Annotated in this window: 21 protein-coding genes and 1 riboswitch; of the genes, 14 read left to right on the forward strand and 7 right to left on the reverse strand. The window is 63.4% G+C overall.

The window, feature by feature from the left end; genetic code table 11:
- The first annotated feature begins 87 nt into the window (after positions 1 to 87).
- Positions 88 to 1893 (forward strand): lipid A export permease/ATP-binding protein MsbA, encoded by a 1806-nt coding sequence (gene msbA, locus AC07T0_RS11295; RefSeq protein WP_495001260.1) that lies wholly within the window; start codon positions 88 to 90, stop codon positions 1891 to 1893.
- 112 nt (positions 1894 to 2005) lie between these two features.
- Entirely contained in the window at positions 2006 to 3427 is a 1422-nt protein-coding gene (gene hldE, locus AC07T0_RS11300; RefSeq protein WP_495001261.1) for a bifunctional D-glycero-beta-D-manno-heptose-7-phosphate kinase/D-glycero-beta-D-manno-heptose 1-phosphate adenylyltransferase HldE, read from the forward strand.
- A 124-nt stretch (positions 3428 to 3551) separates the two neighbouring features.
- Here the strand turns inward: hldE and AC07T0_RS11305 are convergent, their stop codons facing one another.
- The 4 genes from AC07T0_RS11305 to AC07T0_RS11320 all read right to left on the reverse strand — a co-directional run bounded on the left by AC07T0_RS11305 (position 3552) and on the right by AC07T0_RS11320 (position 7042).
- A complete protein-coding gene (locus AC07T0_RS11305; RefSeq protein WP_495001262.1) occupies positions 3552 to 4517 on the reverse strand; it encodes a metal ABC transporter ATPase in 966 nt (321 codons plus the stop codon).
- Between the two features lie 41 nt (positions 4518 to 4558).
- On the reverse strand, positions 4559 to 5371 hold the full coding sequence (locus AC07T0_RS11310; RefSeq protein ID WP_495001263.1) for an aldo/keto reductase: 813 nt from the start codon (positions 5369 to 5371) through the stop codon (positions 4559 to 4561).
- Entirely contained in the window at positions 5368 to 6543 is a 1176-nt protein-coding gene (locus tag AC07T0_RS11315; RefSeq protein ID WP_495001264.1) for an NAD(P)/FAD-dependent oxidoreductase, read from the reverse strand. The genes AC07T0_RS11310 and AC07T0_RS11315 overlap by 4 nt, the downstream gene beginning before the upstream one ends.
- A 166-nt stretch (positions 6544 to 6709) precedes the next feature.
- Positions 6710 to 7042, reverse strand: a complete 333-nt coding sequence (locus tag AC07T0_RS11320; protein ID WP_100940484.1) for a DMT family transporter — start codon at positions 7040 to 7042, stop codon at positions 6710 to 6712.
- A 108-nt stretch (positions 7043 to 7150) separates the two neighbouring features.
- Here AC07T0_RS11320 and AC07T0_RS11325 point away from each other — a divergent pair, with 108 nt between their 5' ends.
- Both AC07T0_RS11325 and waaA read left to right on the forward strand, forming a co-directional pair.
- The gene (locus AC07T0_RS11325; RefSeq protein WP_495001435.1) at positions 7151 to 8035 is read left to right on the forward strand and encodes a LysR family transcriptional regulator; all 885 of its coding nucleotides are present in this window, start codon (positions 7151 to 7153) and stop codon (positions 8033 to 8035) included.
- Positions 8036 to 8058: 23 nt separating this feature from the next.
- On the forward strand, positions 8059 to 9342 hold the full coding sequence (gene waaA, locus AC07T0_RS11330; protein ID WP_495001265.1) for a lipid IV(A) 3-deoxy-D-manno-octulosonic acid transferase: 1284 nt from the start codon (positions 8059 to 8061) through the stop codon (positions 9340 to 9342).
- Between the two features lie 130 nt (positions 9343 to 9472).
- On the opposite strand, the gene AC07T0_RS11335 is transcribed toward waaA, so the two are convergent.
- The gene (locus AC07T0_RS11335) at positions 9473 to 10912 is read right to left on the reverse strand and encodes a TolC family outer membrane protein (protein WP_495001266.1); all 1440 of its coding nucleotides are present in this window, start codon (positions 10910 to 10912) and stop codon (positions 9473 to 9475) included.
- Between the two features lie 186 nt (positions 10913 to 11098).
- Positions 11099 to 11204, forward strand: a riboswitch (TPP riboswitch).
- Positions 11205 to 11348: 144 nt separating this feature from the next.
- Here AC07T0_RS11335 and thiC point away from each other — a divergent pair.
- Both thiC and cytX read left to right on the forward strand, forming a co-directional pair.
- Positions 11349 to 13238 carry a phosphomethylpyrimidine synthase ThiC gene (gene thiC / locus AC07T0_RS11340; protein WP_495001267.1) on the forward strand — a complete coding sequence of 630 codons (1890 nt, stop codon included), beginning with the start codon at positions 11349 to 11351 and terminating at the stop codon, positions 13236 to 13238.
- 187 nt (positions 13239 to 13425) lie between these two features.
- Complete coding sequence (gene cytX, locus AC07T0_RS11345; protein WP_495001268.1) at positions 13426 to 14718, forward strand: putative hydroxymethylpyrimidine transporter CytX; 1293 nt, start codon at positions 13426 to 13428, stop codon at positions 14716 to 14718.
- On the opposite strand, the gene AC07T0_RS11350 is transcribed toward cytX, so the two are convergent.
- Positions 14687 to 15427: an RsiV family protein gene (locus AC07T0_RS11350; RefSeq protein WP_495001269.1), complete on the reverse strand. Its 741-nt coding sequence runs from the start codon at positions 15425 to 15427 to the stop codon at positions 14687 to 14689. The genes cytX and AC07T0_RS11350 overlap by 32 nt on opposite strands.
- Positions 15428 to 15634: 207 nt before the next feature.
- Here AC07T0_RS11350 and AC07T0_RS11355 point away from each other — a divergent pair, with 207 nt between their 5' ends.
- The 7 genes from AC07T0_RS11355 to AC07T0_RS11385 all read left to right on the forward strand — a co-directional run bounded on the left by AC07T0_RS11355 (position 15635) and on the right by AC07T0_RS11385 (position 23616).
- The gene (locus AC07T0_RS11355; protein ID WP_495001270.1) at positions 15635 to 16252 is read left to right on the forward strand and encodes an NUDIX domain-containing protein; all 618 of its coding nucleotides are present in this window, start codon (positions 15635 to 15637) and stop codon (positions 16250 to 16252) included.
- Positions 16243 to 16695 (forward strand): DUF1249 domain-containing protein, encoded by a 453-nt coding sequence (locus AC07T0_RS11360; protein WP_248745306.1) that lies wholly within the window; start codon positions 16243 to 16245, stop codon positions 16693 to 16695. The genes AC07T0_RS11355 and AC07T0_RS11360 overlap by 10 nt, the downstream gene beginning before the upstream one ends.
- A 137-nt stretch (positions 16696 to 16832) precedes the next feature.
- A complete protein-coding gene (cpdA, locus tag AC07T0_RS11365) occupies positions 16833 to 17651 on the forward strand; it encodes a 3',5'-cyclic-AMP phosphodiesterase (protein WP_495001271.1) in 819 nt (272 codons plus the stop codon).
- 130 nt (positions 17652 to 17781) lie between these two features.
- Positions 17782 to 18390, forward strand: a complete 609-nt coding sequence (locus AC07T0_RS11370) for a YqiA/YcfP family alpha/beta fold hydrolase (RefSeq protein WP_495001272.1) — start codon at positions 17782 to 17784, stop codon at positions 18388 to 18390.
- Positions 18391 to 18452: 62 nt separating this feature from the next.
- On the forward strand, positions 18453 to 20357 hold the full coding sequence (parE, locus tag AC07T0_RS11375) for a DNA topoisomerase IV subunit B (protein WP_495001273.1): 1905 nt from the start codon (positions 18453 to 18455) through the stop codon (positions 20355 to 20357).
- A gap of 115 nt (positions 20358 to 20472) precedes the next feature.
- A complete protein-coding gene (gene parC / locus AC07T0_RS11380; protein ID WP_495001274.1) occupies positions 20473 to 22731 on the forward strand; it encodes a DNA topoisomerase IV subunit A in 2259 nt (752 codons plus the stop codon).
- Between the two features lie 177 nt (positions 22732 to 22908).
- A complete protein-coding gene (locus AC07T0_RS11385; protein WP_495001275.1) occupies positions 22909 to 23616 on the forward strand; it encodes a PqiC family protein in 708 nt (235 codons plus the stop codon).
- Between the two features lie 230 nt (positions 23617 to 23846).
- Here the strand turns inward: AC07T0_RS11385 and AC07T0_RS11390 are convergent, their stop codons facing one another.
- Entirely contained in the window at positions 23847 to 25394 is a 1548-nt protein-coding gene (locus AC07T0_RS11390; protein WP_495001276.1) for an AhpA/YtjB family protein, read from the reverse strand.
- A gap of 133 nt (positions 25395 to 25527) precedes the next feature.
- Between AC07T0_RS11390 and serB the strand changes: the two genes are divergently transcribed.
- Positions 25528 to 26742: a phosphoserine phosphatase SerB gene (serB, locus tag AC07T0_RS11395; RefSeq protein ID WP_495001277.1), complete on the forward strand. Its 1215-nt coding sequence runs from the start codon at positions 25528 to 25530 to the stop codon at positions 26740 to 26742.
- The last annotated feature ends 117 nt before the right edge of the window (positions 26743 to 26859 follow it).

Genomic DNA, 26859 nt, shown 5'->3' on the forward strand with positions numbered 1-26859 from the left:
GGCCCAGGATTGTTGCTTGTGCCATGTGCAGGTACAGCTGGGAAGCTGTGCTAAAGTCAGCCTCCTTTTTCATAATCGCCGCGTGATATGACCGAATCCAGTCTCAGCGCAAGCCCCTCGAGCTTGAAAGTATACTTCCGCCTACTCGGCTACGTACGGCCTTATATTGGCATGTTCGCCCTGAGTATCGTGGGTTTCCTGATATTCGCTTCGACCCAGCCGATGCTCGGCTATATTCTGAAATATTTCGTCGACGGCCTGTCCGATCCGCAAGCCGCGCTGTTTCCCTCGGTACCTTACCTGCGCGACCTGCAGTTGCTGCAGGCGGTGCCGCTGTTGCTGGTGCTGATCGCTGCCTGGCAAGGGTTGGGCTCGTACCTGGGTAACTTCTTCCTGGCCAAGGTGTCCCTGGGGCTGGTCCACGATCTGCGGGTGGAGCTGTTCAATAACCTGCTGACCCTGCCCAATCGTTATTTCGACACCCACAACTCCGGGCACCTGATCTCGCGCATTACCTTCAACGTGACCATGGTCACCGGGGCGGTGACCGACGCGATCAAGGTGGTGATCCGCGAAGGCATGACCGTGGTCTTCCTGTTCCTCTCGCTGCTGTGGATGAACTGGCGCCTGACCCTGGTGATGGTTGCCATCCTGCCGTTGATCGCGGTGATGGTCAGCACCTCCAGCAAGAAGTTTCGCAAGCAGAGCAAGAAGATCCAGGTCGCCATGGGTGATGTCACCCATGTTGCCTCGGAAACTATCCAGGGCTATCGCGTAGTTCGCAGCTTCGGCGGTGAAACCTATGAGCAGAAGCGTTTTCTCAAGGCCAGCCTGAGCAACACCGACCGGCAGTTGCGCATGACCCGCACCGGTGCGATCTATACGCCGATGTTGCAAATGGTGATCTACAGCGCCATGGCGGTGCTGTTGTTCCTGGTGCTCTACCTGCGTGGCGATGCCTCGGCGGGCGACATGATCGCCTACATCACCCTGGCCGGTTTGCTGCCCAAGCCGATTCGCCAGTTGTCCGAGGTCAGCTCGACGGTCCAGAAGGGGGTAGCGGGTGCCGAAAGCATCTTCGAGCAACTCGACGTCACTCCGGAAGTGGACAACGGTACCGTGGAGCGCGAGTCGGTCAGTGGGCATCTGGAAGTGCGCAACCTGAGCTTTACCTATCCGGGAACCGAGCGGCAGGTCCTGGACAATGTCAGCTTCAGTGTCGCTCCTGGCCAGATGGTCGCCCTGGTCGGCCGCTCCGGCAGCGGCAAGTCGACCCTGGCAGCCTTGATCCCGCGCTTTTATCACCATGGCAGCGGGGAGATTCTGCTCGATGGCGTGGAGATCGAGAACTATCGACTGCTGAACCTGCGTCGACACATTGCCCAAGTGACCCAGCATGTCACGCTGTTCAGCGACACCGTGGCGAACAATATCGCCTACGGCGATCTGGCCGGCGCTCCCCGGGCCGATATCGAGTCCGCGGCGGCGGACGCCTATGCCAAGGATTTCGTCGAGCAACTGCCCCAGGGCTTTGACACCCTGGTGGGTGAAAACGGCGTGCTGCTTTCCGGTGGCCAGCGCCAGCGTCTGGCAATCGCCCGGGCGCTGCTCAAGAACGCCCCGCTGTTGATCCTCGACGAAGCGACCTCGGCCCTCGACACCGAGTCGGAGCGGCATATCCAGGCTGCCCTGGATCATGCCATGCAAGGGCGCACCACCCTGGTGATTGCCCACCGGTTGTCGACGATCGAGAAGGCCGATCTGATCCTGGTCATGGACCAGGGCCGTATCGTCGAGCGCGGCACCCATGCCGAGCTGTTGGTTCAGAACGGTTACTACGCTCGGCTCAATGCCATGGGCCTGGATGAACCGGCACACGTCGGGATCGTCTGATCCGTTGGCAGGGCGCGCGACGCTGGTCGTTGCGCCCTGTTTTGTCTAGGCAAGCCTTCGGCAACCCTGTGTTAATATCGCGCCCCTGTTCATTTTTTATGTGGGTTGCTCCATGAAGTTGTCCATGCCGCGATTCGATCAAGCCCCTGTCTTGGTGGTCGGCGATGTCATGCTCGACCGTTACTGGCATGGTGGTACCTCACGGATTTCTCCTGAGGCCCCGGTACCGGTGGTCAAGGTCGAGCACATTGAAGATCGCCCCGGCGGCGCCGCCAACGTTGCCCTGAACATCGCCGCCCTGGGTGCCCCGGCATCGCTGGTGGGGGTCACTGGTGACGACGAGGCGGCCGACAGCCTGGCCAACAGCCTCGAGGGCGCCGGGGTCCGGGCCCTGTTCCAGCGCATTGCGCACCAGCCGACTATCGTCAAGCTGCGGGTCATGAGCCGTCACCAGCAGTTGCTGCGGATCGACTTTGAAGAACCCTTCGCCACCGATGCCCTGGCCCTCGGGGCTGAAGTCGACGGTTTGCTCGAAGGGGTCAAGGTGTTGGTGCTGTCCGATTACGGCAAAGGCGCCTTGAAGAATCACCAAGCCCTGATCCAGGCCGCCCGGGCACGGGGTATCCCCGTGCTGGCCGACCCCAAGGGCAAGGACTTTTCGATCTACCGTGGCGCGAGCCTGATCACGCCGAACCTCAGCGAATTCGAAACCATTGTCGGCGGTTGCGCCGATGAGCATGAGCTGGTGACCAAGGGTGCCCAGTTGATGCAGGACCTGGACCTCGGTGCCTTGCTGGTGACCCGTGGCGAGCATGGCATGACCCTGCTGCGCCCCGATCATCCGGCGCTGCACCTGCCGGCCCGGGCCCGCGAAGTGTTCGATGTGACCGGTGCCGGCGATACGGTGATCTCGACCCTGGCAGCGGCCATTGCCGCGGGCGAAGAACTGCCCCACGCGGTGGCCTTGGCCAACCTCGCCGCCGGCATCGTCGTCGGCAAACTCGGTACGGCGGCCATCAGCGCGCCTGAACTGCGCCGGGCGATCCAGCGCGAGGAAGGTTCCGAGCGCGGTGTGCTGGGCCTTGAGCAATTGCTGCTGGCGGTCGACGATGCCCGGGCGCACAACGAAACGATCGTGTTCACCAATGGCTGCTTCGACATCCTCCATGCCGGTCACGTGACCTACCTGGAGCAGGCGCGGGCCCAGGGCGATCGTTTGATCGTCGCGGTCAACGACGACGCCTCGGTGAGCCGCCTCAAGGGTCCCGGCCGTCCGATCAACAGCGTTGATCGGCGCATGGCCGTACTGGCCGGCCTGGGTGCGGTGGACTGGGTTATCAGCTTCCCTGAGGGTACGCCGGAAAACCTGCTGGCCCAGGTCAAGCCGGATGTGTTGGTCAAGGGTGGGGATTACGGGATCGACCAAGTGGTCGGCGCCTCCATCGTGACGGCCTATGGCGGTACGGTGAAAGTGCTGGGGCTGGTGGAAAACAGCTCGACCACGGCGATTGTCGAGAAGATCCGGAGCAACTGATAAGCGCCAGGCCCGTGTGTGGGAGCCGGCTTGCCGGCGATGAGGCCCTTGAGCCTTGTGGTGACTATACGGTCGCCATCGCCGGCAAGCCGGCTCCCACAGGGATGGCGTACATTCCTCCCTGTCAGCGCCCGGTTTTCAGCGGCACGATCTTGCGCAGGATCTGCCGTGCCTTGCCGGTCAGGCGCTTGATCTTCGATTCTTTCTCAGGCTCGCCCAGCCCTTGCTGGCGGACCCAGTCCTTCCAGCGAATCCGCTCCTCGCGCACCACCCAGCCTTCCTGTCGGGCAAAGCTTTCCGCCAGGTACAGGCCACGGGTACTGGCCGGATGCAGTTGATCCTTTTTCAGCGTGTAAAGCTCGGCGCAGGGCTGCCCGTCCTTGAGCGGCATCAGGTACAGGTCGGGTCGGCCGCGGTCCAGGCGAGCCACCAGTTGATCGTTTTCCAGGCGCTCGTCGACATGGAACAGGCTCAGGGACTTGGCCTCGCGCGGGACGTCCAGGCGCAGGTCATAGATCAGTTGCAATGACGCCGTGGGCAGGTGCACGTAGGTCCGCGGTCGCTCCATCAGTTGCTGGGCACCGCAGCGTACCGGCCGCGCCGCTCCGGACAAGGGCGTCAGGCGAAAGGGCAGGGCCTCGCGGTAATGCAGGGCCGCCGAGTAGGGCGTCGGCAACCAGGTGTCGTTGAAGCGGCCACCGAGCCAGCCTTCCGGGGTTTCCAGCAGGCACTCCTCGGCGATTTCGGCAATCGCGGTGAGCAGCGGGATGGCCAGTTCATGGGCCGGGACATAGCCGGAAATCAGTTTGAGCACCACATCGCCGCGATCCTGGCGCCGCTGGCGGACCAGCACCCAGTAATCGCGATTGTGCCAGTGCAGGGTCAGCCGCACAGAGACGCCGAGATTGGCCAGTTCCAGGGCGAAGCGCTCGGGGTTGGCCACCGTGACCGGTTTGCGCTTGTGCAAGGTTTGCGCAAAGTTCAACGGCATCCCGACGCTCTGGTAGCACAAGCCTTCGGGTGTCGCCTCGACGAGTAACGGCAGGGTCTTGAAGTCGCTGGGGTTCTTGCGTATTAGCGTCCGCGGCATCTCGGCTCCTTCTTGCGTCGGGGTCGGCCGCCTGGGCGGCATCAGTTTTGGCGAATGACCCGGGCCACCGTCGCCACATTGTCGGCGAGGTGCCGCGGGTTGATGGTGCCGACAATAGCACTGGCAACGCCGGGCTGTGCAAATAGCAGTTCGAAGCTGGCCCGCACCGGGTCGATATCCGGGGCCAGGCAGGCGTGGCCGCTGGCCAGGGCCTTTTTCACCAGGATCGCCTTGCCGTGGCTGGCAGCATAGTCGATGACCGGCTTCTCGCCCTGTTCGTTCAGATTGTAGGTGATCATCGCGCAATCACCTTGTTCCAGAGCCTTCAGCCCACCTTCGACGGTTTTGCCGGAAAAACCGAAAGCACGGATCTTGCCTTCGCGTTTCAAGGCCGCAAGGGTCTGGTAGACATCGCTGTGTTCGAGGATTGCCAGATCGTTGCCGTCGGAGTGCACCAGCACCAGGTCGATAAAGTCGGTTTCCAGGCGTTGCAGGCTGCGCTCCACGGAAAAGCGCGTGTGGGCGGCACTAAAATCATGGCTCGATTGGCCGGCTTCGAACTCTTCGCCGACCTTGCTGACGATCACCCACTCCTGGCGTTGGCCGCGTAGCAGCGGGCCAAGGCGTTCTTCGCTGCGGCCATAGGCCGGCGCGGTGTCGATCAGGTTGATGCCCAGGTCGCGGGTCAGCTGGAGCAACTGGCGGGCTTGCTGATCGTCGGGAATCTGGAAGCCGTTGGGGTATTTGACCCCCTGGTCGCGGCCGAGCTTGACGGTGCCCAGGCCCAGGGGCGACACCCGCAGGCCGGTACCGCCCAGGGCCCGATGCAGGTCGTGCAGGGTCGGCTGGCTCATGGCAGCAGTTGCTCCCAAGGGGTTTGCCCCATGGTCGGTTTCGGCAGTTCGGGCAAGGTGGTTGCCGGGCCCGGGCGAATACCGTCGCGCTCCAGGCTCTTGAACACGCGATCGGCGAAGTCCGGCGCCAGGGCCAGCTTGGTCGGCCAGCCCACCAGCAGGCGATCCTGCTCGGCGAGGAAGGCATTGTCCGGACGGGTCAGGCCCGATTGCAGCGGCTCGGCGCGCTCTACCCGCAAGGTGGCCCATTGTGCCTGGCTGAGGTCGACCCAGGGCAGCAGGTTGCCCAGCTCCTTCTGTGCGCTGGCGATTTGCGCGGCAGGCTCGCGGGCAACGCCTTCGGCCTCGGCGATATCACCGCCGAGGTACCAGACCCATTGGCCATCGGCCGCCGGATGGGTGGTCACGGTAATGCGCGGCTTGGGCCCGCCGCCCAGGCAATGGGCGTACAGCGGCTTCAGGCTCGGGCCTTTGACCAGCACCATGTGCAAGGGTCGCGTCTGCATGGCCGGCTGACTCAGGCCCAGGGCCTTGAGCAACGCGGCGTTGCCGGCGCCGGCGCTGAGCACGATGCGCTGGGCATGGATATTCCGTCCGTCGACCCGCAGGCCGACCAATTGCTCGTTGTCCAGCAGCGGTTCGATAGTGTGGCCGGCGAGCAAGCCGTCACCGGCCAGTTCGGCCAGGCGGGTGATCAGGCTCGGCACATCGATCACCAGTTCGGCCAGGCGATAGACCTTGCCCTTGAAGCGCGGGTCTTGCAGGGCGGGCGGCAGTTGTTCGCCCTTGACCTGGTCGACCCGGCCGCGCACCGCCTTGCTGGCGAAGAAGCTGGTGAGGTTGCCGGCCAGGGTGCCGGGGGACCAGAGATAATGGGCTTCGGACAGCAGGCGCACGCCCGTCAGGTCGAGCTCGCCGTTGCCGGCCAGGGCTTCGCGCCAGCGCCGCGGCATATCGGCGATGGCTTCCGAGGCGCCGCTCAGGGCCCCGTGCAGGGCGTACTTGGCGCCGCCGTGGATGATGCCCTGGGACTTGACGCTCTGTCCGCCGCCGAGGCTGGCGCTTTCCACCAGGACCGTCGAAAAGCCCTGGCGGCGCAGGCGCGCGTTGAGCCAGAGACCGGCAACGCCGGCGCCGACAATCAGGACATCGGTGGAGAGAGCGGATGGCATGCGACAACCTCGGTGTTCAAGACAAGGCTCGCAGTATACAGGCTCATGACAGGGCGGTTGGCGGTCGATCGCGCTCTTGGGGGGTATTCCGGTGGTGCGCGGGTTTGTGTAGGAGCAGCCGGTCGACGCTCCTACAATGGGAATTTGCCCGCGCGTCACGGGGGCCCTAGTGCCCGGCGGTCTTCGAGAACAGCTGGATCACCACCACCCCGAGCACGATCAGGCCCATGCCGAGCATGGCCGGGATATCCAGCTTCTGGCCGTAGAGAAACAGCGCCGCGACGCTGACCATCACGATCCCCATCCCGGCCCAGACCGCGTAGGCGACGCCCACCGGCACCGTGCGCACCACCAGGGTCAGCATCCAGAACGCAATGGCATAACCGACGATGATCAGCAGCAGGGGGAGCGGCGTGCTCAGGCCCTTGACCGCTTTCATGGAAACGGTGGCGATGACTTCGGCGCAGATGGCAATGGCCAGGTAGTAGTAAGCGTGCATGGGGCAATCTCTCGTGTTGGGGCCTGCTGATAAGGTTGGCATTCTAGAGAGTCGACAGATGGGGTAAAGTCATTACCTATCTGAAAAGAAGATGGGTTGTTCATGAGTATTCAGTGGAACCTGGAGCAGATGCGCCTGTTTGTCGGTGTCGCCGAGCAGCGTTCGTTTTCCGCCGTGGCCCGTGAACAGCGCAAGGCGCAGTCGGCGGTCAGCAATGCGATCGCCCTGTTGGAAACCGACCTGGGGGTGGCGCTGTTCGAGCGTAGCAGCGGTCGCCAGCCGAAGTTGACCGAGGCCGGCGCCGCCTTGCTGGAAGAGGCGCGGGAAGTGCTGCGCCAGTGCGATCGCCTGAATGGCCGGGCGTTGGCCTTGATGCGCGGGCAGGAGGCCTGTTTGCGCCTGGCCCAGGATGAGGCCATGCCCTACCAGCCGGTACTCGACAGCCTGGAGGCACTGTCTGAGCATTACCCCAGTGTCGAGGTGCAACTGGCCAGCGGCGCCCAGGGTGATGTCGCGCGCAAGCTGGTGGAGCGCCGTGCGGACCTGGGCCTGCTGTTCCACCACGAGCAGATGCCGCAGACCCTGGAGCGGCGCGTGCTGGGCAGTGTCGAAATGGTCACGGTGTGCGCAGTCAATCATCCGCTGGCGGCGCAGCGGCAGGTCAACCGCCGGCAACTGGCCCAGCATCGGCAATTGCTCATCGCCCCGCAACAGAGCGGTTATCCCGGCGGCGAGCCGCTCAGCCCGCAAGTCTGGCGGGCGGACTCCTTCTACGTGATGGCCGAACTGCTGATGCGTGGTCTGGGTTGGGCCTGGTTGCCGCGTCATGTGGTGCAATACCCGGCGTACCAGAACCAGATGGTCGAGCTGCGTAGCGAATGGACGCCGCCGGCGCTGGTGGTGGAGCTGGTCTGGCGCCGTGACGAACCCCTGGGGCCGGCGGCGCGCTGGTTGGCCGAACGGTTTGCCGAGCACTTGCAGGCGATTGGTTGAAAAAGCCGATAAACTCCGTCGCCATGAATAGAACTCTCTACAGCTTTTTGTTTCATTTGGGGCTGCCGCTGGTGGCGTTGCGTCTATGGCTGCGGGCGCGCAAGGCCCCGGCTTATGCCCGGCGTGTCGGCGAGCGCTTTGCCAGTGGCCTGCCGACACTGCGCCCGGAGGGGATCTGGGTGCACGCGGTGTCGGTCGGCGAGAGCATTGCCGCCGCGCCGATGATCCGCGCGTTGCTGGCGAAGTATCCGCAGTTGCCGATCACGGTGACCTGCATGACGCCCACCGGTTCCGAGCGGATCAAGGCGCTATTCGCCGACGAGCCGCGGATCCAGCATTGCTACCTGCCTTACGACTTGCCGTGGGCGGCGGCGCGGTTTCTCAATGTGGCCCGGCCGAAGCTGGCGGTGATCATGGAAACCGAGCTGTGGCCCAACCATATCCATCAGTGCGCCAAGCGCGGGATTCCGGTGGCGTTGGCCAATGCGCGGTTGTCGGCGCGTTCGGCCAGGGGGTATGGGCGCTTCGCTCGCTTGACCCGGCCGATGCTGGAAGAAATGAGCCTGATCGCGGTGCAGACCGAAGCCGAAGCCGAGCGTTTCCGGCAGTTGGGCGCGCGGCCTGAATGTGTCGAGGTGACGGGTTCGATCAAGTTCGACTTGAGCATCGACCCGCAACTGCTGGTGCGCGCCGCCGAGTTGCGTGGGCAATGGCAGGCACAGGAGCGGCCGGTGTGGATCGCCGCGAGTACCCATGAGGGGGAGGACGCGGTGGTGCTGGCGGCCCATCGGCAATTGCTGGACAGCTATCCGAACGCCCTGTTGATTCTGGTGCCGCGTCATCCGGAGCGTTTCGACAGTGTGTTCGCCCTGTGCCAGGAGCAGGGCTTTTCGACGGTACGGCGCTCCAGTGGCGAACCGGTCAGTGCGCAAACCGCGGTGCTGCTCGGTGACACCATGGGTGAACTGTTGTTTCTCTACGCCCTGGCCGACAGCGCGTTTGTCGGCGGCAGCCTGGTCCCCAACGGCGGGCATAACCTGCTGGAGCCGGCGGCGCTGTGCAAGCCGGTGTTGAGCGGGCCGCACCTGTTCAACTTCCTCGAGATCGCCGCGTTGATGCGCGAGGCGGGGGCGTTGCAGGAAGTCGAGGATGCCGAAGGGCTGGCCGTGGCGGTACAGCGTCTGTTCGAATTGCCGCGCGATGCGCAGAAGATGGGCGAGGCGGGGCTGAAGGTGATGAAGGCCAACCAGGGCGCATTGCAGCGCCTGCTGGATGGGTTGGGGCGCTTGCTGTCGCTGTCGCGTTAGTCCCGTCGACGCGATCCTTGTAGGAGCCGGCTTGCCGACGATGGCGTCGGTTTGGACGGCGTGGGGCTCAAGGCCCTCATCGCCAGCAAGCTGGCTCCTACAGGGTTTCGTGGCGTTCTCAAGGTCTCCATCAATACTTCGGACTGCCCTTGAGATTGGCCGCCGCGGCCTTCGCCAGATCCGGCGGGAGGAAGTCCTTGTCCGGGTTGTAGTCGGCCTTCAGATAGCGCTGCAGGTCGCTCAGGTCGCCCGGGTTCAAGGTGCCCGCTGCCTGCTTCAGGCGCAGGTTGTCGAGAATGTAGTCATAGCGGGTGTTGTTGTAGTCGCGCACCGAGGTGTACAGCTGGCGCTGGGCATCGAGCACATCGACGATATTGCGCGTGCCCACCTGATAACCGATTTCGGTCGCTTCCAACGCACTCTGGTTGGAGATGATCGACTGTTTGCGTGCCTGCACCTGTTCCACATCGGTGTTCACCGCGCGATGCAGGTTGCGGGTATTTTCCACCACCTGGCGGCGCAGGGCTTCACGCTGCTGTTCGGTCTGGCTCAGGCGCGAATAGGATTCACGCACCTGCGAGCTGGTCAGGCCACCGCTGTAGAGCGGGACAGTCAATTGCAGGCCGATCGTGGTCTGCTTCACGGGGCCGGCATAGTTCTGGTTCAGCGCGTTGGGGTTGCTCAGGCCGAAACCGTCGTTGTCGCCGGCCTCGTACTTGGCCACCGCATCAAGGGTCGGGGCATGGCCGGCCTTGCGCTGTTTGAGGGTTTCCTCGGCGGCGCTGACGGCATAGTTGCTCGCCAGCAGGTTGAGGTTCTGTCGGGCCGCGGTGTCGACCCAGGCCTTGGCATCATTCGGGGTCGGCGCCAGCACCGGCAAGGTGTGGACGATGCCCTGGATCGAGTTGTACTGACGGTTGGTCAGGGTGATCAGGGCTTCGAAGGCGTCCGCCACCGCGCGCTGGGCAACGATCCGGTTGGCCCGAGCGGTGTCATAGCTGGCCTGGGATTGCAGCACGTCGGTCTTGTCCGACAGGCCGACGTCGAAGCGCTCGTTGGACTGGTCGAGCTGGCGCTTGAACGCCGCTTCCTCGGCCTTGGTCGAAGCCAGGGTGTCCTGGGCGCGCAGCACCGCGAAGTAGCTTTCGGCGCTTTGCAGGATCAGGTTCTGCTCGGTCGCCGAGAGTTGCAGGGCGGCCTGTTCGTTGACGTCCTTGGCAGCCTGGTACTGGAACCAGCGGTCGGCACGGAACAGCGGCTGGGCCAGGGTCGCCTGGTAGGTGGTGGCGCTGCGGTTCAGGCTGGTCGACGGTTGGTCGATGGAGGTGTGGACGTTGTTCACATCGGCACCGGCCGACAGGTTCGGCAGCAGGCCGGCGCGGGCCTGGGGCACTATTTCCTTGCGTGCGTCGTAGTCGGCGCGGGCGGCGGCCAGGTCGGCGTTATTGCCCACGGCCTCCTGGTACACGCTGACCAGGTCGGTCTTGGCCGTCAGGGGCGTTTCAGCTGCCCAGACCCATCCGTTGGTCGCACAAGACACGGCCAGGGCCAGTGAAAATTTGCGCAGCATGAGACAGTTCCTAGAGTAAATATTACGGTGGTAATGCGATGACCGAGGCTACTGCCCGGCTTGCCCAGCGTCAAGACGTAGCGAGTGTAGTGCCGGGGCGGGGCGGCAACAATCCGGTATATCTGCCATTTATCCAGACGAATCAGGGGGAGATGGCATTATGTCGCAGTCTTCTCTACACTCGGCTGGTTCTTGTCGGGGTGCCTTGCTATGAGGCTGAGATCGGATAATTCCGGATCCCGTTGAACCTGATCAGGTTAGCGCCTGCGTAGGGAACAAGATTTCTCGTCCCTCGGCGAGTCCTCTTGTGCTCCGTCCGGGATGTTGTTCGACAATCGAACAGCGTTCTGCAGGACCGAGCACAGCACCCGTTCTGGTGCGTCCGTACCTTCAGGTTCGTCCCGACAATCCCCTGGATACCGTCTGGAGAGCCGTGATGAGTACAAAATCAAAAGATGCCGCCAACCTCAGCGATTCAGCCAAGGTCGATGAGCAATCGGTACAGCCTTTTACCCGTTCGCAGAAAATCTACGTGCAGGGCTCGCGCCCGGATATCCGCGTGCCGATGCGCGAAATCAGCCTGGATGTGACCCCGACCGATTTCGGCGGCGAGATCAACGCCCCGGTGCTGGTCTACGACACCTCCGGCCCCTACACCGACCCGAACGTGACCATCGATGTGCGCAAGGGCCTGGGCGATGTGCGCTCGGCGTGGATCGACAGCCGTGGCGACACCGAGCGCCTGACCGGGCTGAGCTCGAACTTCGGCCAGCAGCGCCTGGCCGACCCTGAACTGACCAAGCTGCGTTTCGCCCATGTGCACAACCCGCGTCGGGCCAAGGCCGGTGCCAACGTCAGCCAGATGCACTACGCGCGCCAGGGCATCATCACCGCCGAGATGGAATACGTCGCCATCCGCGAGAACCTCAAGCTGGAGGAGGCCCGTGCCGCCGGCCTGCTCAAGCAGCAGCACCCGGGCCACAGCTTTGGCGCGAGCATCCCGAAACAGATCACCGCCGAATTCGTCCGCGAGGAAATCGCCCGCGGTCGCGCGATCATTCCGGCCAACATCAACCACGTGGAGCTGGAGCCGATGATCATCGGCCGCAACTTCCTGGTGAAGATCAACGGCAATATCGGCAACAGCGCCCTGGGTTCTTCCATCGAGGAAGAAGTGGCCAAGCTGACCTGGGGCATCCGCTGGGGTTCGGACACGGTCATGGACCTGTCCACCGGCAAGCACATCCATGAAACCCGCGAGTGGATCATCCGCAACTCGCCGGTGCCGATCGGTACCGTGCCGATCTACCAAGCGCTGGAGAAGGTCAACGGCGTGGCCGAGGATCTGACCTGGGAGCTGTTCCGCGACACCCTGATCGAACAGGCAGAGCAGGGCGTCGACTACTTCACTATCCACGCCGGTGTGCTGCTGCGCTATGTACCGATGACCGCCAAGCGCGTTACCGGGATCGTTTCCCGTGGCGGCTCGATCATGGCCAAGTGGTGCCTGGCGCATCACAAGGAAAACTTCCTCTACACCCATTTCGACGAAATCTGCGAAATCATGAAGGCCTACGACGTCAGCTTCTCGCTGGGCGACGGCCTGCGTCCGGGCTCGATTGCCGACGCCAACGACGAAGCGCAGTTCGGTGAACTGGAGACCCTCGGCGAGTTGACCAAGATTGCCTGGAAGCACGACGTGCAGTGCATGATCGAAGGCCCGGGGCATGTGCCGATGCAGTTGATCAAGGAGAACATGGACAAGCAGCTGGAGTGCTGCGACGAGGCGCCGTTCTATACCCTCGGCCCGCTGACCACCGACATCGCACCGGGCTATGACCACATCACCTCCGGCATCGGCGCGGCGATGATCGGCTGGTTCGGTTGCGCCATGCTCTGCTACGTCACGCCCAAGGAGCACCTGGGCCTGCCGAACAAGGATGACGTGAAGACCGGGATCATCACCTACAAGATCGCCGCTCATGCCGCCGACCTTGCCAAGGGCCACCCGGGCGCGCAGATCCGTGACAACGCCTTGAGCAAGGCGCGTTTCGAGTTCCGCTGGGAAGACCAGTTCAACCTCGGCCTGGACCCGGATACCGCACGGGCCTATCACGACGAGACCCTGCCGAAGGATTCGGCCAAGGTCGCGCACTTCTGCTCGATGTGCGGGCCGAAGTTCTGTTCGATGAAGATCACCCAGGAAGTCCGTGAATACGCGGCCAACCAGCGTATCGAAGCGGTCGATGTGGAGGCCGCGCAGGGCATGGCGGAACAGGCCGAGCGCTTCAAGCGCGAAGGCAGCCAGTTGTACCAGAAGGTTTGACGCGATCTGAAGTAATAGGGTGCCTGTAAGGGCCCTTTCGCGGGCAAGCTCCGCTCCCACAGGACTTGAGTCGAGCCTGAGTTTGTGCACGACTGAGGACTTGTGGGAGCGGAGCTTGCCCGCGAAGAGGCCCTGGCAGGCGCCAGCGCATTCACGGCATAAACACTATCTTCGAGATCCCCCTCCCTTGAGCACACCTAGTAGCACCTATTCCCCGGATCTCGCGGTCCCCGCCGACAAGCGTGTGTTCGGCGCGCGCGATCTGTTTTCCCTGTGGTTCTCCCTCGGCATCGGCCTGATGGTCCTGCAAACCGGTGCCTTGCTGGCGCCGGGGCTGGGCCTGTCCGGCTCGTTGTTGGCGATCCTCCTCGGCACCGTGGTCGGCGTCCTGCTGCTGGCCGCGGTCGGCGTGATCGGCAGCGACACCGGCCTGTCCTCCATGGCCGCGCTCAAACTCAGTCTCGGCGAGTACGGCGCCAGCCTGCCGGCGCTGCTCAACCTGCTGCAACTGGTGGGTTGGGGCGCGTTCGAAATCATCGTCATGCGCGATGCGGCCAGCCTGTTGGGCGCCCAGGCGTTCAGCGCGGGCAGCCTGCTGGCCAACCCGCTGCTCTGGACCCTGGTGTTCGGCGCACTGGCGACCTTGCTGGCGGTCAGCGGTCCTTTGACCTTCGTACGCAAGATCCTGCGCAAATGGGGTATCTGGTTGCTGTTGGCGGCCTGCCTGTGGCTGACCTGGAACCTGTTTGCCAAGGCCGACCTGGCGGCACTCTGGGCGCAGGCCGGTGACGGTTCGATGCCGTTTGCCGTGGGCTTCGATATCGCCATTGCCATGCCGCTGTCCTGGCTGCCGCTGATCGCCGATTACTCACGCTTCGGCAAACGCGCGAAAAGCGTGTTCGGCGGTACGGCGCTGGGCTTTCTGATCGGCAACTTCTGGCTGATGAGCCTGGGCGTGGCCTACACCCTGGCGTTCGCCCCCAGCGGTGAAACCAATGCCTTGCTGCTGGCCCTGGCCGGTGCCGGGCTGGGCATTCCGCTGCTGCTGATTCTGCTCGACGAGTCGGAAAACGCTTTTGCCGACATCCACTCGGCGGCGGTCTCCAGCGGCATCCTGCTGCGTTGGAAGGTCGAACACCTGGCCCTGGCCATTGGCGTGCTCTGCACCCTGATCGCCTGCTTCGCACCGTTGGCGCAGTACCAGAACTTCCTGCTGCTGATCGGTTCGGTGTTCGCGCCGCTGTTCGGCGTGGTGCTGGTGGATCACTTCATCCTGCGTGGGCGTAGCGCCGCGGGTGCCGCGTCGCTGTTGCGCTGGCCGGCGCTGTTGGCCTGGCTGGGTGGCGTGTCGACCTACCACCTGCTGGCCAACTTCCATCCGGAACTGGGCGCTACCCTGCCATCACTGCTGCTGGCGGGGTTGCTGCAAGGGCTGCTCGGTCGGGCGTTCAGCCTCGGGCGGGGAACCGCTCGGGCTTGAGCACGCCGTTGAGGCGCTGGTACGGAATGTTCAGCTCGATCAGGCCCATGGCGTAAGGGGCGATGGTCGTCACGTTGTACTTGAGGATCACGCCGTCGCTGGCCAGGGTGACGTTTGGGGTTTTCTGGAAGGGCCAGGATGTAACGAAGTCCTGGTCCAACCGGTTGTTGATCTGCCAGTTGTTATGGGCCACCTTGGCCAGCTTCCAGAACGTCTCTTCCTGGCCCGGCAGCAGCATGTCCTGCAAGCTCAGGGCCTTCTGCTCCTGGCGTGACCAGGTGAGGAAACCGCGCCCCGGCATGCCGTGTTCGTCGCCGTCGTCCAGGTAGCTGGCGAGCTCGAGGATCACCAAGCCGTCATGCTGCTCGCGTACCTTGGCTTGCAAATAGCTGCTGTGGCGGCTTTCGGCAGTGGCGAGGAACTGTTCGCGATAGGCCTTGAGCGAGGTCGGCAATGGTCCGTTGGCCGAAGTGCGGCCCATTTGCAGCAATGTCCGCTCCACCGCGGCGTCCAGTTGCGGCTCATCGGGGAAATGCACGGTATCGATGTTCACCAGCGGGCAATCCGGATCGTTGCAGCCCGGCTTGATCTGTTCGGAGGTGTCGCTCTTGACGCTCAGCGGCGCCTTCAGGCTGGGCTGGAACAGGCTCTGGCAGGCGCCCAGGGTCAGGGCTATTACCGTCAGCGCGGCGATTTTAAAAAACGACATGGGTGTCCTTCGTCAGCGAAAGAAAGGTCAAGTGATCGTGCTTCGACTGTCAGCGGCGTACTCGGTTCGCCACTAAGCTAATTAGAGTAGGTTTCAGGGGCGCCCGTCTATCCCGGCGAGGGGAAAGGGCTGCATCATGGCACTTCGGCGCGTTAGGATGGTGCGAAGTCGAGGGAAAGCCTCGCCGCTATCGCAATGGGGAAGATGATGACGGACAGCACCAAGAGCAGCCCGACCACGGTCGAGATCATCCTGCGGGAGAACTGCTTCAAGGGTTTCTATCGACTCGATCGGCTGCACCTGCGCCATGAACTGTTTGATGGTGGCATGGGCAATACGATCAATCGTGAAGTCTTTGTCCGGCACGATGCGGTGTGTGTCCTGCCCTACGATGCCCGGCGCGATGAAGTGCTGTTGCTGGAACAATTCCGGGTGGGGGCCATGGGCAAGGCCGAGAATCCCTGGATGATCGAGCTGGTCGCCGGTCTGATCGACAAGGACGAAGAACCGGAAGAGGTTGCCCGCCGCGAGGCACAGGAGGAAGCTGATCTGAATCTGACGGCCCTGTGGCCGATCTCCCGGTACTTTCCGTCGCCGGGTGGCAGCAACGAGTTGGTGCATTTGTACCTGGGGCGCTGCGACACTCAAGGGGCTGGCGGCCTGTACGGGCTGGCAGAAGAAAATGAGGATATCCGTGCCACGGTCTGGGCTTTCGAAGAAGCCCTGCAAGCCGTGCGCGATGGGCGAATTGCCAACGCGGCGTCGATCATTGCCTTGCAATGGCTGGCATTGAACCGCGCTGAAGTGAGGGGGTTATGGTCGTAAGTCTGTTGCGCGAACGTTATCGGGTTGACCTGGTGGGGCTGCAAGCGGCCTGCGAGGCCAACTACGCACGCCTGATGCGGTTGCTGCCGCAGATGCGCGAGCAGCAGCGTGCACGGCGCATTGCCATGACCCAGGGCGAGCAGATGCTCGGCGTGCTGGCGCTGGAGGTGTTGCAGGATAATCCCTACACCACCACCTTGCTGGTGCGTCAGGAGCACAGCCTGCCGTGGTTGCCGGTGCCGCAGTTGCAGGTACAGGTCTACCACGACGCGCGCATGGCCGAGGTGATCAGTGCCGAGCATGCCCGGCGCTTTCGCAGTATCTATCCGTATCCGAACTCGGCCATGCACCAGCCGGACGAAAAAGCCCAGCTCAATGTCTTTCTCGGCGAGTGGTTGAGTCACTGCCTGGCCTGCGGCCATGAATTCGAGGCGGTTCGCTAGGTTGTATCCGGTTAAATGTGAAGTGTGTCCGTTTCGCCCATTTCCTCTTTACCGATTCCCCGACCATAATTGCCTGCGGCGCGCTTTCTTGACCGAAGCGTGCAGAACGACCCCTCAGTATTTTGCAGGAGAGCCTCTTGCCGAGCGTATCCACTCAGTCGACCCCCGCGGACGCCGTGCTGCTGGTGCAACTGTCCGACAGCCATCTGTTTGCCGAGGCGGACGCTACCTTGCTGGGCATGAATACCCGCGACAGCCTGCAACGGGTCATCGACTGCGTGTTGGCGGAACAGCCCGGCGTCGATCTGCTGCTGGCCACCGGCGACCTGTCCCAGGACGGAACAGTGGCGTCCTATCGGCAGTTCCGTGAGATGAGCGAGGTGATCGGCGCCCCGGCACGCTGGCTCCCGGGCAATCACGACGAGTTGCGGGAAATGGCCGAGGCCGCTCACCACAGCGACCTGCTCGAGCCGGTGGTGGATATCGGCAACTGGCGGATTACCCTGCTGGACTCCGCTGTGCCGGGCTCGGTACCGGGCTATCTGCAGGACGAACAGCTGCAGTTGCTCGCGCAATCGCTGAGCGAAGCACCGCAGCGTCATCATCTGGTGTGTTTCCATCACCATCCGATTTCCATCGATTGTGCCTGGATGGAGCCCATCGGCTTGCGTAACCCCGAGGCGCTGTTCGCCGTGCTGGACCGCTTTCCCCAGGTTCGCGCGCTGCTCTGGGGGCATATCCACCAGGAACTGGACCGCGAGCGCAACGGCGTGCGCTTGCTGGCGTCACCCTCTACCTGTGTGCAGTTCGCGCCGGGCAGCGAAGCGTTCAAGGTCGACGACAAGGCTCCAGGTTATCGCTGGCTGCGCCTGCATCCGGACGGACGGTTGGAGACCGCGGTTTCCCGGGTCCGTGGCTTCGATTTCGAGGTCGATTACGGCGGTACCGGCTACTGATCACTTCTGCTTAACAAGTAGGAAACGTCTCAAGGCGAGTCAGCGCGCCGGAGTCAGGCTAAACTGCGCGTCTTTGTCTGTGCGGTGCCTGGCGCTTGTGTGCGGGAGCCTGCCAATGGAGAGTGATCACATGTCCGGTTCGATCCTGTATATCCACGGCTTCAACAGCTCGCCGCTGTCGAAGAAGGCCACTCAGTTGATTCAACTGATGCAGCGCCTGGGCCTGGAAGCGCAGTTGCGGGTACCGGCCTTGCATCATCATCCACGCCAGGCGATGCTCCAACTGGAAACAGCGATTGCCGAACTCGGTCGTCCACTGCTGGTCGGCAGCTCGCTCGGCGGCTACTATGCGACGTGCCTGGCCGAGCGCCATGGCCTGAAGGCGTTGCTGGTCAACCCGGCGGTGGCGCCGCACCGGATGTTCGACGGCTACCTCGGTCCCCAACAGAACCTCTACAGCGGCGAGACCTGGGACCTGAGCGTCGATCATGTGACGGCCCTGGCCGAGCTGGAAGTCCCGGCCCCCCAGGACCCGCAACGTTTCCAGGTCTGGCTGCAGACCGCCGATGAAACCCTGGATTATCGTGCCGCCCAGCAGTATTACCGGGCCTGTGCCTTGCGTATCCAGGCCGGCGGCGATCATAGTTTCCAGGGCTTTGCCGAACAATTGCCGGCGTTGCTCAGCTTTGCCGGCATCGGTGCCGATAGATACCAGGCGATCGATTTTTCGCGGCTCTGATGCCCTGAGGCACGGTGCCTTGAGAATGACCCCTATTCATAGACGACTGACGACGAGACCCCATGGCCACTCCCAGCGCTAGCTCTTATAACGCAGACGCCATCGAAGTCCTCTCGGGCCTCGACCCGGTGCGCAAACGCCCGGGCATGTACACCGACACCAGTCGGCCGAACCACCTTGCCCAGGAAGTCATCGACAACAGCGTCGATGAAGCCTTGGCCGGGCATGCGAAATCGGTGCAGGTGATCCTGCACGCCGACCATTCCCTGGAAGTGTCCGACGACGGTCGCGGCATGCCGGTGGACATTCACCCGGAAGAGGGCGTGTCGGGCGTCGAACTGATCCTCACCAAGCTGCACGCCGGCGGCAAGTTCTCCAACAAGAACTACCAGTTCTCCGGCGGCCTGCACGGCGTCGGGATCTCCGTGGTCAACGCCTTGTCGACCCAGGTGCGGGTCCGGGTCAAGCGCGATGGCAACGAATACCAGATGACCTTCACCGATGGCTACAAGGCTACCGAGCTGGAAGTGATCGGCACTGTCGGCAAGCGCAACACCGGCACCAGCGTGTACTTTGCGCCGGACCCGAAGTATTTCGATTCGCCGAAGTTCTCCGTCAGCCGCCTCAAGCACGTGCTCAAGGCCAAGGCGGTATTGTGCCCGGGGCTGCTGGTCAGCTTCGAGGACAAGGCCACCGGCGAGAAGGTCGAGTGGCATTACGAAGACGGCCTGCGTTCCTATCTGGTGGATGCGGTCAGTGAATTCGAGCGGCTGCCGGACGAGCCGTTCTGCGGCAGCCTCGCCGGTAATAAGGAAGCGGTGGACTGGGCTCTGCTGTGGTTGCCCGAAGGCGGCGACAGCGTCCAGGAAAGCTACGTCAACCTGATCCCCACCGCCCAGGGCGGGACCCACGTCAATGGCTTGCGCCAGGGCCTGCTCGATGCCATGCGTGAGTTCTGCGAATTCCGCAGCCTGCTGCCGCGTGGCGTGAAGCTGGCGCCGGAAGACGTCTGGGAGCGGATTGCCTTTGTTCTGTCGATGAAGATGCAGGAACCGCAGTTCTCCGGCCAGACCAAGGAGCGCCTGTCTTCCCGTGAAGCGGCCGCCTTCGTTTCCGGGGTGGTCAAGGACGCTTTCAGCCTGTGGCTCAATGCCAACCCCGAGCTGGGCATGCAACTGGCTGAGCTGGCGATCAACAACGCCGGCCGGCGCCTGAAGGCGAGCAAGAAGGTTGAGCGCAAGCGTATTACCCAAGGGCCGGCGCTACCGGGCAAGCTGGCCGACTGCGCCGGGCAGGACCCGATGCGGGCTGAGCTGTTCCTGGTGGAAGGTGATTCCGCCGGCGGTTCGGCCAAGCAGGCGCGGGACAAGGAGTTCCAGGCGATCCTGCCGTTGCGCGGGAAGATCCTCAACACCTGGGAAGTCGACGGCAGCGAAGTGCTCGCCAGCCAGGAAGTGCACAATATCGCCGTGGCCATTGGCGTCGATCCGGGCGCGGCGGACATCAGCCAGCTGCGCTACGGCAAGATCTGCATCCTCGCCGACGCCGACTCCGACGGCCTGCACATCGCAACCCTGCTCTGCGCCTTGTTCGTCCAGCATTTCCGCCCGCTGGTGGATGCCGGTCACGTCTACGTGGCGATGCCACCGCTGTATCGGATCGACCTGGGCAAGGAGATTTTCTACGCCCTCGACGAAGCCGAGCGCGACGGCATTCTCGATCGCCTGGTGGCCGAGAAGAAGCGCGGCAAACCCCAGGTCACCCGATTCAAGGGCCTGGGCGAGATGAACCCGCCGCAATTGCGGGAAACCACCATGGACCCGAACACCCGGCGCCTGGTGCAGTTGACCCTGGACGATTTCGAGGCCACCTCGGAAATGATGGACATGCTGCTGGCGAAGAAACGCGCCGGTGATCGCAAGACCTGGCTCGAATCCAAGGGCAACCTGGCCGAGGTCCTGACCTGATGCGCGGTTGCCCCGGCGGCGAACCACGGCTGCCGGGCCCGCGTGTTGAATACCCCCGAATTCACCTGCGCGGTGCTAACGCCGCCGCGCCAGACTACGAACTGATGAGGCCCGCATGAGCGACTCCCTTGATCTCAGCCTGGATGGCGTAGAACGCCGGTCATTGGCTGACTTCACCGAACAGGCCTACCTCAACTACTCCATGTACGTGATCATGGACCGTGCGCTGCCGCATATCGGCGACGGCCTGAAGCCGGTACAGCGGCGGATCGTCTACGCCATGAGTGAGCTGGGGCTGGATGCCGACGCCAAGCACAAGAAGTCCGCGCGTACCGTCGGCGACGTGCTCGGCAAATTCCACCCCCACGGCGATTCGGCCTGCTACGAAGCCATGGTGCTGATGGCCCAGCCGTTCAGCTACCGCTATACGCTGGTGGATGGCCAGGGCAACTGGGGGGCGCCGGACGATCCGAAGTCCTTCGCGGCCATGCGTTACACCGAGTCGCGGCTGTCGCGGTATTCCGAAGTGCTGCTCAGCGAGCTGGGCCAGGGCACTGCGGACTGGGTGCCGAACTTCGACGGCACCCTCGACGAACCGGCGGTCTTGCCGGCCCGTTTGCCGAATATCCTGCTCAACGGCACCACCGGTATCGCCGTGGGCATGGCCACCGACGTGCCGCCGCACAACCTGCGGGAAGTCGCCAGCGCCTGCGTGCATCTGCTGGATGATCCGAGTGCCAGCGTCGAGGACCTGTGCAAGTTCATTCCGGGCCCGGATTATCCGACCGAAGCGGAAATCATCACGCCGCAAGCCGACCTGCTGAAAATCTACGAAACCGGGCGTGGCTCGGTGCGCATGCGCGCGGTCTATCGCATCGAAGACGGCGATATCGTCGTGCATGCCCTGCCGCACCAGGTCTCTGGGGCCAAGGTGCTGGAGCAGATCGCCGCGCAGATGCAGGCCAAGAAGCTGCCGATGGTCGCCGACCTGCGCGATGAGTCCGACCACGAGCACCCGTGTCGGATCGTGATTATCCCGCGCTCCAACCGCATCGACCTCGATGAGCTGATGCAGCATCTGTTCGCTACCACTGACCTGGAGTCCAGCTACCGGGTCAACATCAATATCATCGGCCTCGACGGCAAGCCGCAGTTGAAGAACCTGCGCACCTTGCTGGTGGAGTGGTTGTCGTTCCGTGTCAACACCGTGCGCCGACGCCTGAAGTTCCGCCTGGACAAGGTCGAGAAGCGCCTGCACCTGTTGGACGGCTTGCTGATCGCCTACCTCAATCTGGATGAAGTGATTCATATCATCCGCACCGCGGAACACCCGCGGGCCGAGTTGATCGCGCGTTTCGACCTCAGCGAGATCCAGGCCGACTACATCCTCGATACCCGCCTGCGTCAGTTGGCGCGGCTGGAAGAGATGAAGTTGCGCAACGAGCAGGATGAGCTGCTCAAGGAACAGGCCAAGCTGCAAGCGCTGCTGGCTAGCGAAGCCAAGTTGAAGAAGCTGGTCCGCAACGAACTGCTGGCCGATGCGCAAACCTACGGCGATGACCGTCGCTCGCCGATTGTCGCCCGTAGCGAAGCCAAGGCCCTGTCGGAAAACGAACTGATGCCGACCGAGCCGGTGACGGTCGTTCTGTCGGAAAAAGGTTGGGTTCGCTGTGCAAAAGGCCATGATATTGATGCTACGGGCCTTTCCTACAAGGCCGGTGATGGCTTCAAGACCTCGGCCGCGGGGCGCTCCAACCAGTTCGCGGTGTTTATCGACTCCACCGGGCGCAGCTACTCGGTGGCGGCGCATACCTTGCCTTCGGCCCGTGGCCAGGGCGAGCCGCTGACTGGTCGTTTGACACCACCACCGGGAGCCAGCTTCGAGTGCGTGCTGCTGCCTGAAGACGAGGCCCTGTATGTCATCGCTTCCGACGCCGGGTATGGTTTTGTGGTCAAGGGTGAAGACCTGCAGGCCAAGAACAAGGCGGGCAAGACCCTGCTGAGCCTGCCTAACGGCTCCAAGGTGATGCCGCCCAAGCCGGTGGCCGACCGTGAGCAGAACTGGCTGGCGGCGGTGACCACCGAAGGCCGGTTGCTGATCTTCAAGGTCAGCGATCTGCCGCAACTGGGCAAGGGCAAGGGCAACAAGATCATTGGGATTCCCGGTGAACGCGTGGCCAGCCGCGAGGAATACGTCACTGACCTGGCGGTGATTCCGGACGGCGCGACCCTGGTGTTGCAGGCGGGCAAACGCACCTTGTCGCTCAAGGCCGATGACCTGGAGCACTACAAGGGCGAGCGTGGCCGGCGTGGCAACAAGCTGCCGCGAGGCTTCCAGCGGGTTGATGCCTTGTTGGTAGAAGGTCTCAGTTAAAGCGGTTTAGAGCGTTCGTTCAGCGTATTAGCAGGAAGATCGCTACTGTGGCACTGGAGTCAGGGCGCATATTCACGGATGATATGCGCCTCTTGCGGCACCCGCGTGGCGGCGTGCCCAAACGAATTTTTGGATCAGACTGTGGCAGGGCCTTGTGGCGGCCACCTGGATGGGATGATGACTGTTCTGCGCCTTCCTTTTATCGTGCTGCTGACGGGCCTGCTTGGCTTGGCCGGATGCAGCGTGCACCAGCCGGTTTCCCTGTATCAATTGGACAGCGGCACGCCCGGCCAGCCTCAGCAAAGCGCGGGGATGTCGGTGGTGCTCGGGCCGGTTTCCCTGGCCGATTACCTGCAACGCGAAAGCCTGCTGCAGCGCCAGCCCGATGGCAGCCTGACAGCGGCGACCGACGGTCGCTGGGCCGGCAGCCTGTCGTCCGACATCAATCAGCTGCTGGTCCGCCAGTTGGCCTGGCGTCTGGACAGCCAGCGCGTGGTGCTGGCACCGGCGATTGCCGGGAGCACGCCGGATGTGCAGGTACTGTTGTCGATTACCCGACTGGATTCCGGTGCCCATCAACCAGCGATTCTCGATGCGCAGTGGCGTTTGCTCGACCGCCGTGGGCAGGTGCGCGATAACCGTATCGTCCATCTGGAGCAGCAGCACAGCGGGACGTCGGCGGCACAGGTGCAGGCCCAGGGCGAGCTGTTGCAGCGCCTGGCCGAGCAACTGAGCATGGCACTCAAGCCACTGGCCAATCAGGCGCCGCTGGTGGAAAACCGCAAGGCAGCATCTCCGGCCCCGGCCAAGCAGGCCGAACCCGAGAAGCCGAAGATCCCGATGGCTTCGCCGATTCGTACGGATATGGAAGTGTTTCGCTTCTGAGGCCTGCTTCTGAAGTCAGTGCTCAGTCAACAAAAAGCCCGCATCGAATGCGGGCTTTTTGTTGGGCCAAGGATGGCTGTATGTTCACCTCAAACCATCGTCATGCACGGTCTGCTGGTGTAGGAGCCGGCTTGCTGGCGATGGCGTCCGCTGGAGCGCTACAAGACTCACGGGCCTCATCGCCGGCAAACCGGCTCCCACAGGGTTTGTGGTGTTTGGGCGATCGTCGATCAGCTCTTGGCCCGGGTCTCGTGCATCCGCGCCAGCTGGCGCTCCAGCATCGAGGGATACGGTTCCATCAAGCGCTCCACGCAGCAAGCCCCCTCGGGACTGGCAATCGGGCGGATACGCGCGCGCTGGCGAATCAGCGGGTCATCACTGATGCGTCGTTCCACCAGCAGCAGGTTGCGGCTGTGCTGCGACAATGCCAGGGCGTCCTGGGCGGTTTCCGTCAGCAGCAGGTCGATCTGGCTCAGGCCGAACAACGCGTTGCCCAACGTAAGGCCAAGCTGCAGTTGCAGTGTGATGCCGCTGTCGGCCACCTCGATCTGCAACTGGTGGCCCAACGCCCGGAGCAGTTCGCCACAGCAGATGGCGTTGGTCAGGTAGTCGTCACCGCTGTCTTCGCTATGGAAGAGCATCAGGGTGCTGCCATCGTTCAGGGTGTGCAGCTCGCTCTCATACAGCGAGGCAGCCTGGTCCAGGCAGTCGCGGTAACGGTCCAGCAGTTCCGTCAGGCGCGCGCGTGGCAGGCGCCGCAATTGGTCCTGGGCACCCAACTGCACCGCCAGCACCGCGCTGTGCTGTGGCTGTCTCGGTGCTACCGGCTGCGGCTTCACGGCCGCGCCGCTCGCGGTACGCGGGTCTTCCCGCAGGTCGGCGAACGGATCTTCGTCGTCGTCCAGTTCATCTTCCACGTTGCTGACGACATGCCGGGGCGCCGGCTTGGGCAGCGGGGCCGCCGCCGTCTCGTCGAAGCTTGGATCGCGCAGGTTGCGGACCTGGAAGGCGGGTTCGGTCTGTTCTTCCTCGGCGTAGTCGTGTTCGTCGTAATCGATTTCCGGTTCCGGCTCGGGCTCCGGTTTGACCGGGGCAAAGCGCGAATGCAGCTGGCGCGCCAGGTCGCCGATTTCATCCTGGCGCTGGGTCGCCGGGGTGTGTTCGTCCATATCCCGCAACCAGACCCGCAATTGCAGCAGCGGCGTGGAGATATGCCGGCCCAGGCGCAGGCTCAAGGCCAGGGCCAGGGCCAGCAGGATCGCGCTGAGAATGCCCATGCTTTGCAGGCTGATGGTCATCGGCTGCTGGAATTGCGCCATGTCCAGGCTGATGCGCAGATGCCCGGCGGTCACGTCCTGGAAGGTGATCTTGGTCTGGTACAACCCTTCGGCTTCGCCCAGCAGGCCGTTTTTCGGGCGCTGGCCGGCCTCGGCGAGGATGCGGTTGTCGACGCTGTAGATCGCCGCATGGGCCACCAGCGGGTTCTTCGTCAGGTTGTTCAGCAGCACGTTGAGGCTGAGGATGTCGTTGGACACCAGCAGTTCCGTGGCGGAGGTGGCCGTCTGGGTGGTCAGGCTCTGGCCGAGGGCATCGGCCTGCTGGTGCATGGCTTCCTTGAACTGCAATCCCATCACGCAGGCATAGATCACCAGCGCCAGCGCGACGAGGATCACGTTGTGGCTGGCAATGCGCAAGGCGAGCGGTACACGGCGGTGACGCAAGGCCCGGAAGATCAGCAGGAAGAAATTATCGGTTTTGACTGGCGTGGGCCGGTTCACTGAGCGCGGCTCTTTTGTCCGTGAAGTTGACGCGCAGTATAACGAGAGGCCCTAGACCGGCAAAGCGCTGGCTGTGCCCGATGGTCAGTGAAAGTGGGTAGAATGCGTTTTTTTTAACGAGCGGGGGTGCGCTTTGCGCGAAATCGTCCTGATCAGCATCACCGGAGAGGACCGTCCGGGTCTGACCGCGGCCATGACTGGCGTGCTGGCACAAGCTGCGGTGAACATTCTCGATATCCGCCAGGCGGTTATCCATGGCAGCCTGGCGTTCGGCATTCTGGTCGAATTCGCCGACGCCGCGCAGTCTTCGTCGGCCCGCAAGGACATTGAAGCCAGTGCCCCGGGGCAGGCGCAGCAGGTGCGGTTCACCGCGGTTTCCGAGGCTGAACACCGGGACTGGATGGCCAGCGCCACGCACAAGCGTCATGTCGTGACCCTGATGAGCCGTCAGGTAAACGCCGAGCAGTTGCAGCGGGTGACGTCGATCACCGCGCGGCACGGCCTGGAGGTCGAGCGGATCGACCGTCTGTCGGCGCACGCAGCGTCTGACGTGCCGTCGGGCCTGAGCAAGAGCTGCTTCGAACTCTCCATGCGCGGCGAACTGACGGATCCGCAGGCCTTGCGCCGCGAATTCCTCAACGCGGCCCAGGAACTGAATGCCGATATCGCCCTCCAGGAAGACTCGCTGTTCCGGCGTCACCGGCGCCTGGCGGTGTTCGATATGGACTCGACCCTGATCGAGGCCGAAGTGATCGACGAACTGGCCAAGGCGGCAGGCGTCGGCGAGCTGGTCTCGGCCATCACCGAGCGGGCCATGGCTGGCGAACTGGATTTTCGCGCCAGCTTCAAGGAGCGCCTGGCGCTGCTCAAGGGGCTCGATGTCAGTGTGCTGGACGCCATCGGCGCCTCGCTGCGCCTGACCGAAGGGGCCGAGGTGCTGTTCGCCGAGTTGAAGCGCCTGGGCTACAAGACGGCGATCCTCTCGGGCGGTTTCACCTATTTCGCCAGGCAGTTGCAGGCGAAGCTGGGCATCGACTATGTCTTCGCCAACGAACTGGAAGTGGTGGACGGCCGGTGCACGGGGGTGGCTGTCGAGCCGATTGTCGACGCCCAGCGCAAGGCCGATCTGCTGCGTGAGTTGGCCGCGAAGGAAGGCCTGAGCCTGGAGCAGACCATTGCCGTCGGTGATGGCGCGAATGACCTGCCGATGCTGGCGATTGCCGGATTGGGCGTGGCGTTCCGCGCCAAGCCGTTGGTCAGGCACGCGGCCAAACAGGCGATTTCGACCCTGGGGCTGGATGGGGTGCTGTATTTGCTGGGTGTGCAAGATCGGGATGGACAGCGCTGAATTTCGGCGTCTGTCAGATCGCATCGCCGGCAAGCCGGCTCCTACAGGTCTGTGTCTCGTCGCAAAATATCGTACTGCCACAACCCTTGTGGGAGCCGGCTTGCCGGCGATGAGGCC

The organism is Pseudomonas sp. GW821-FHT04D07 (assembly GCF_059420225.1).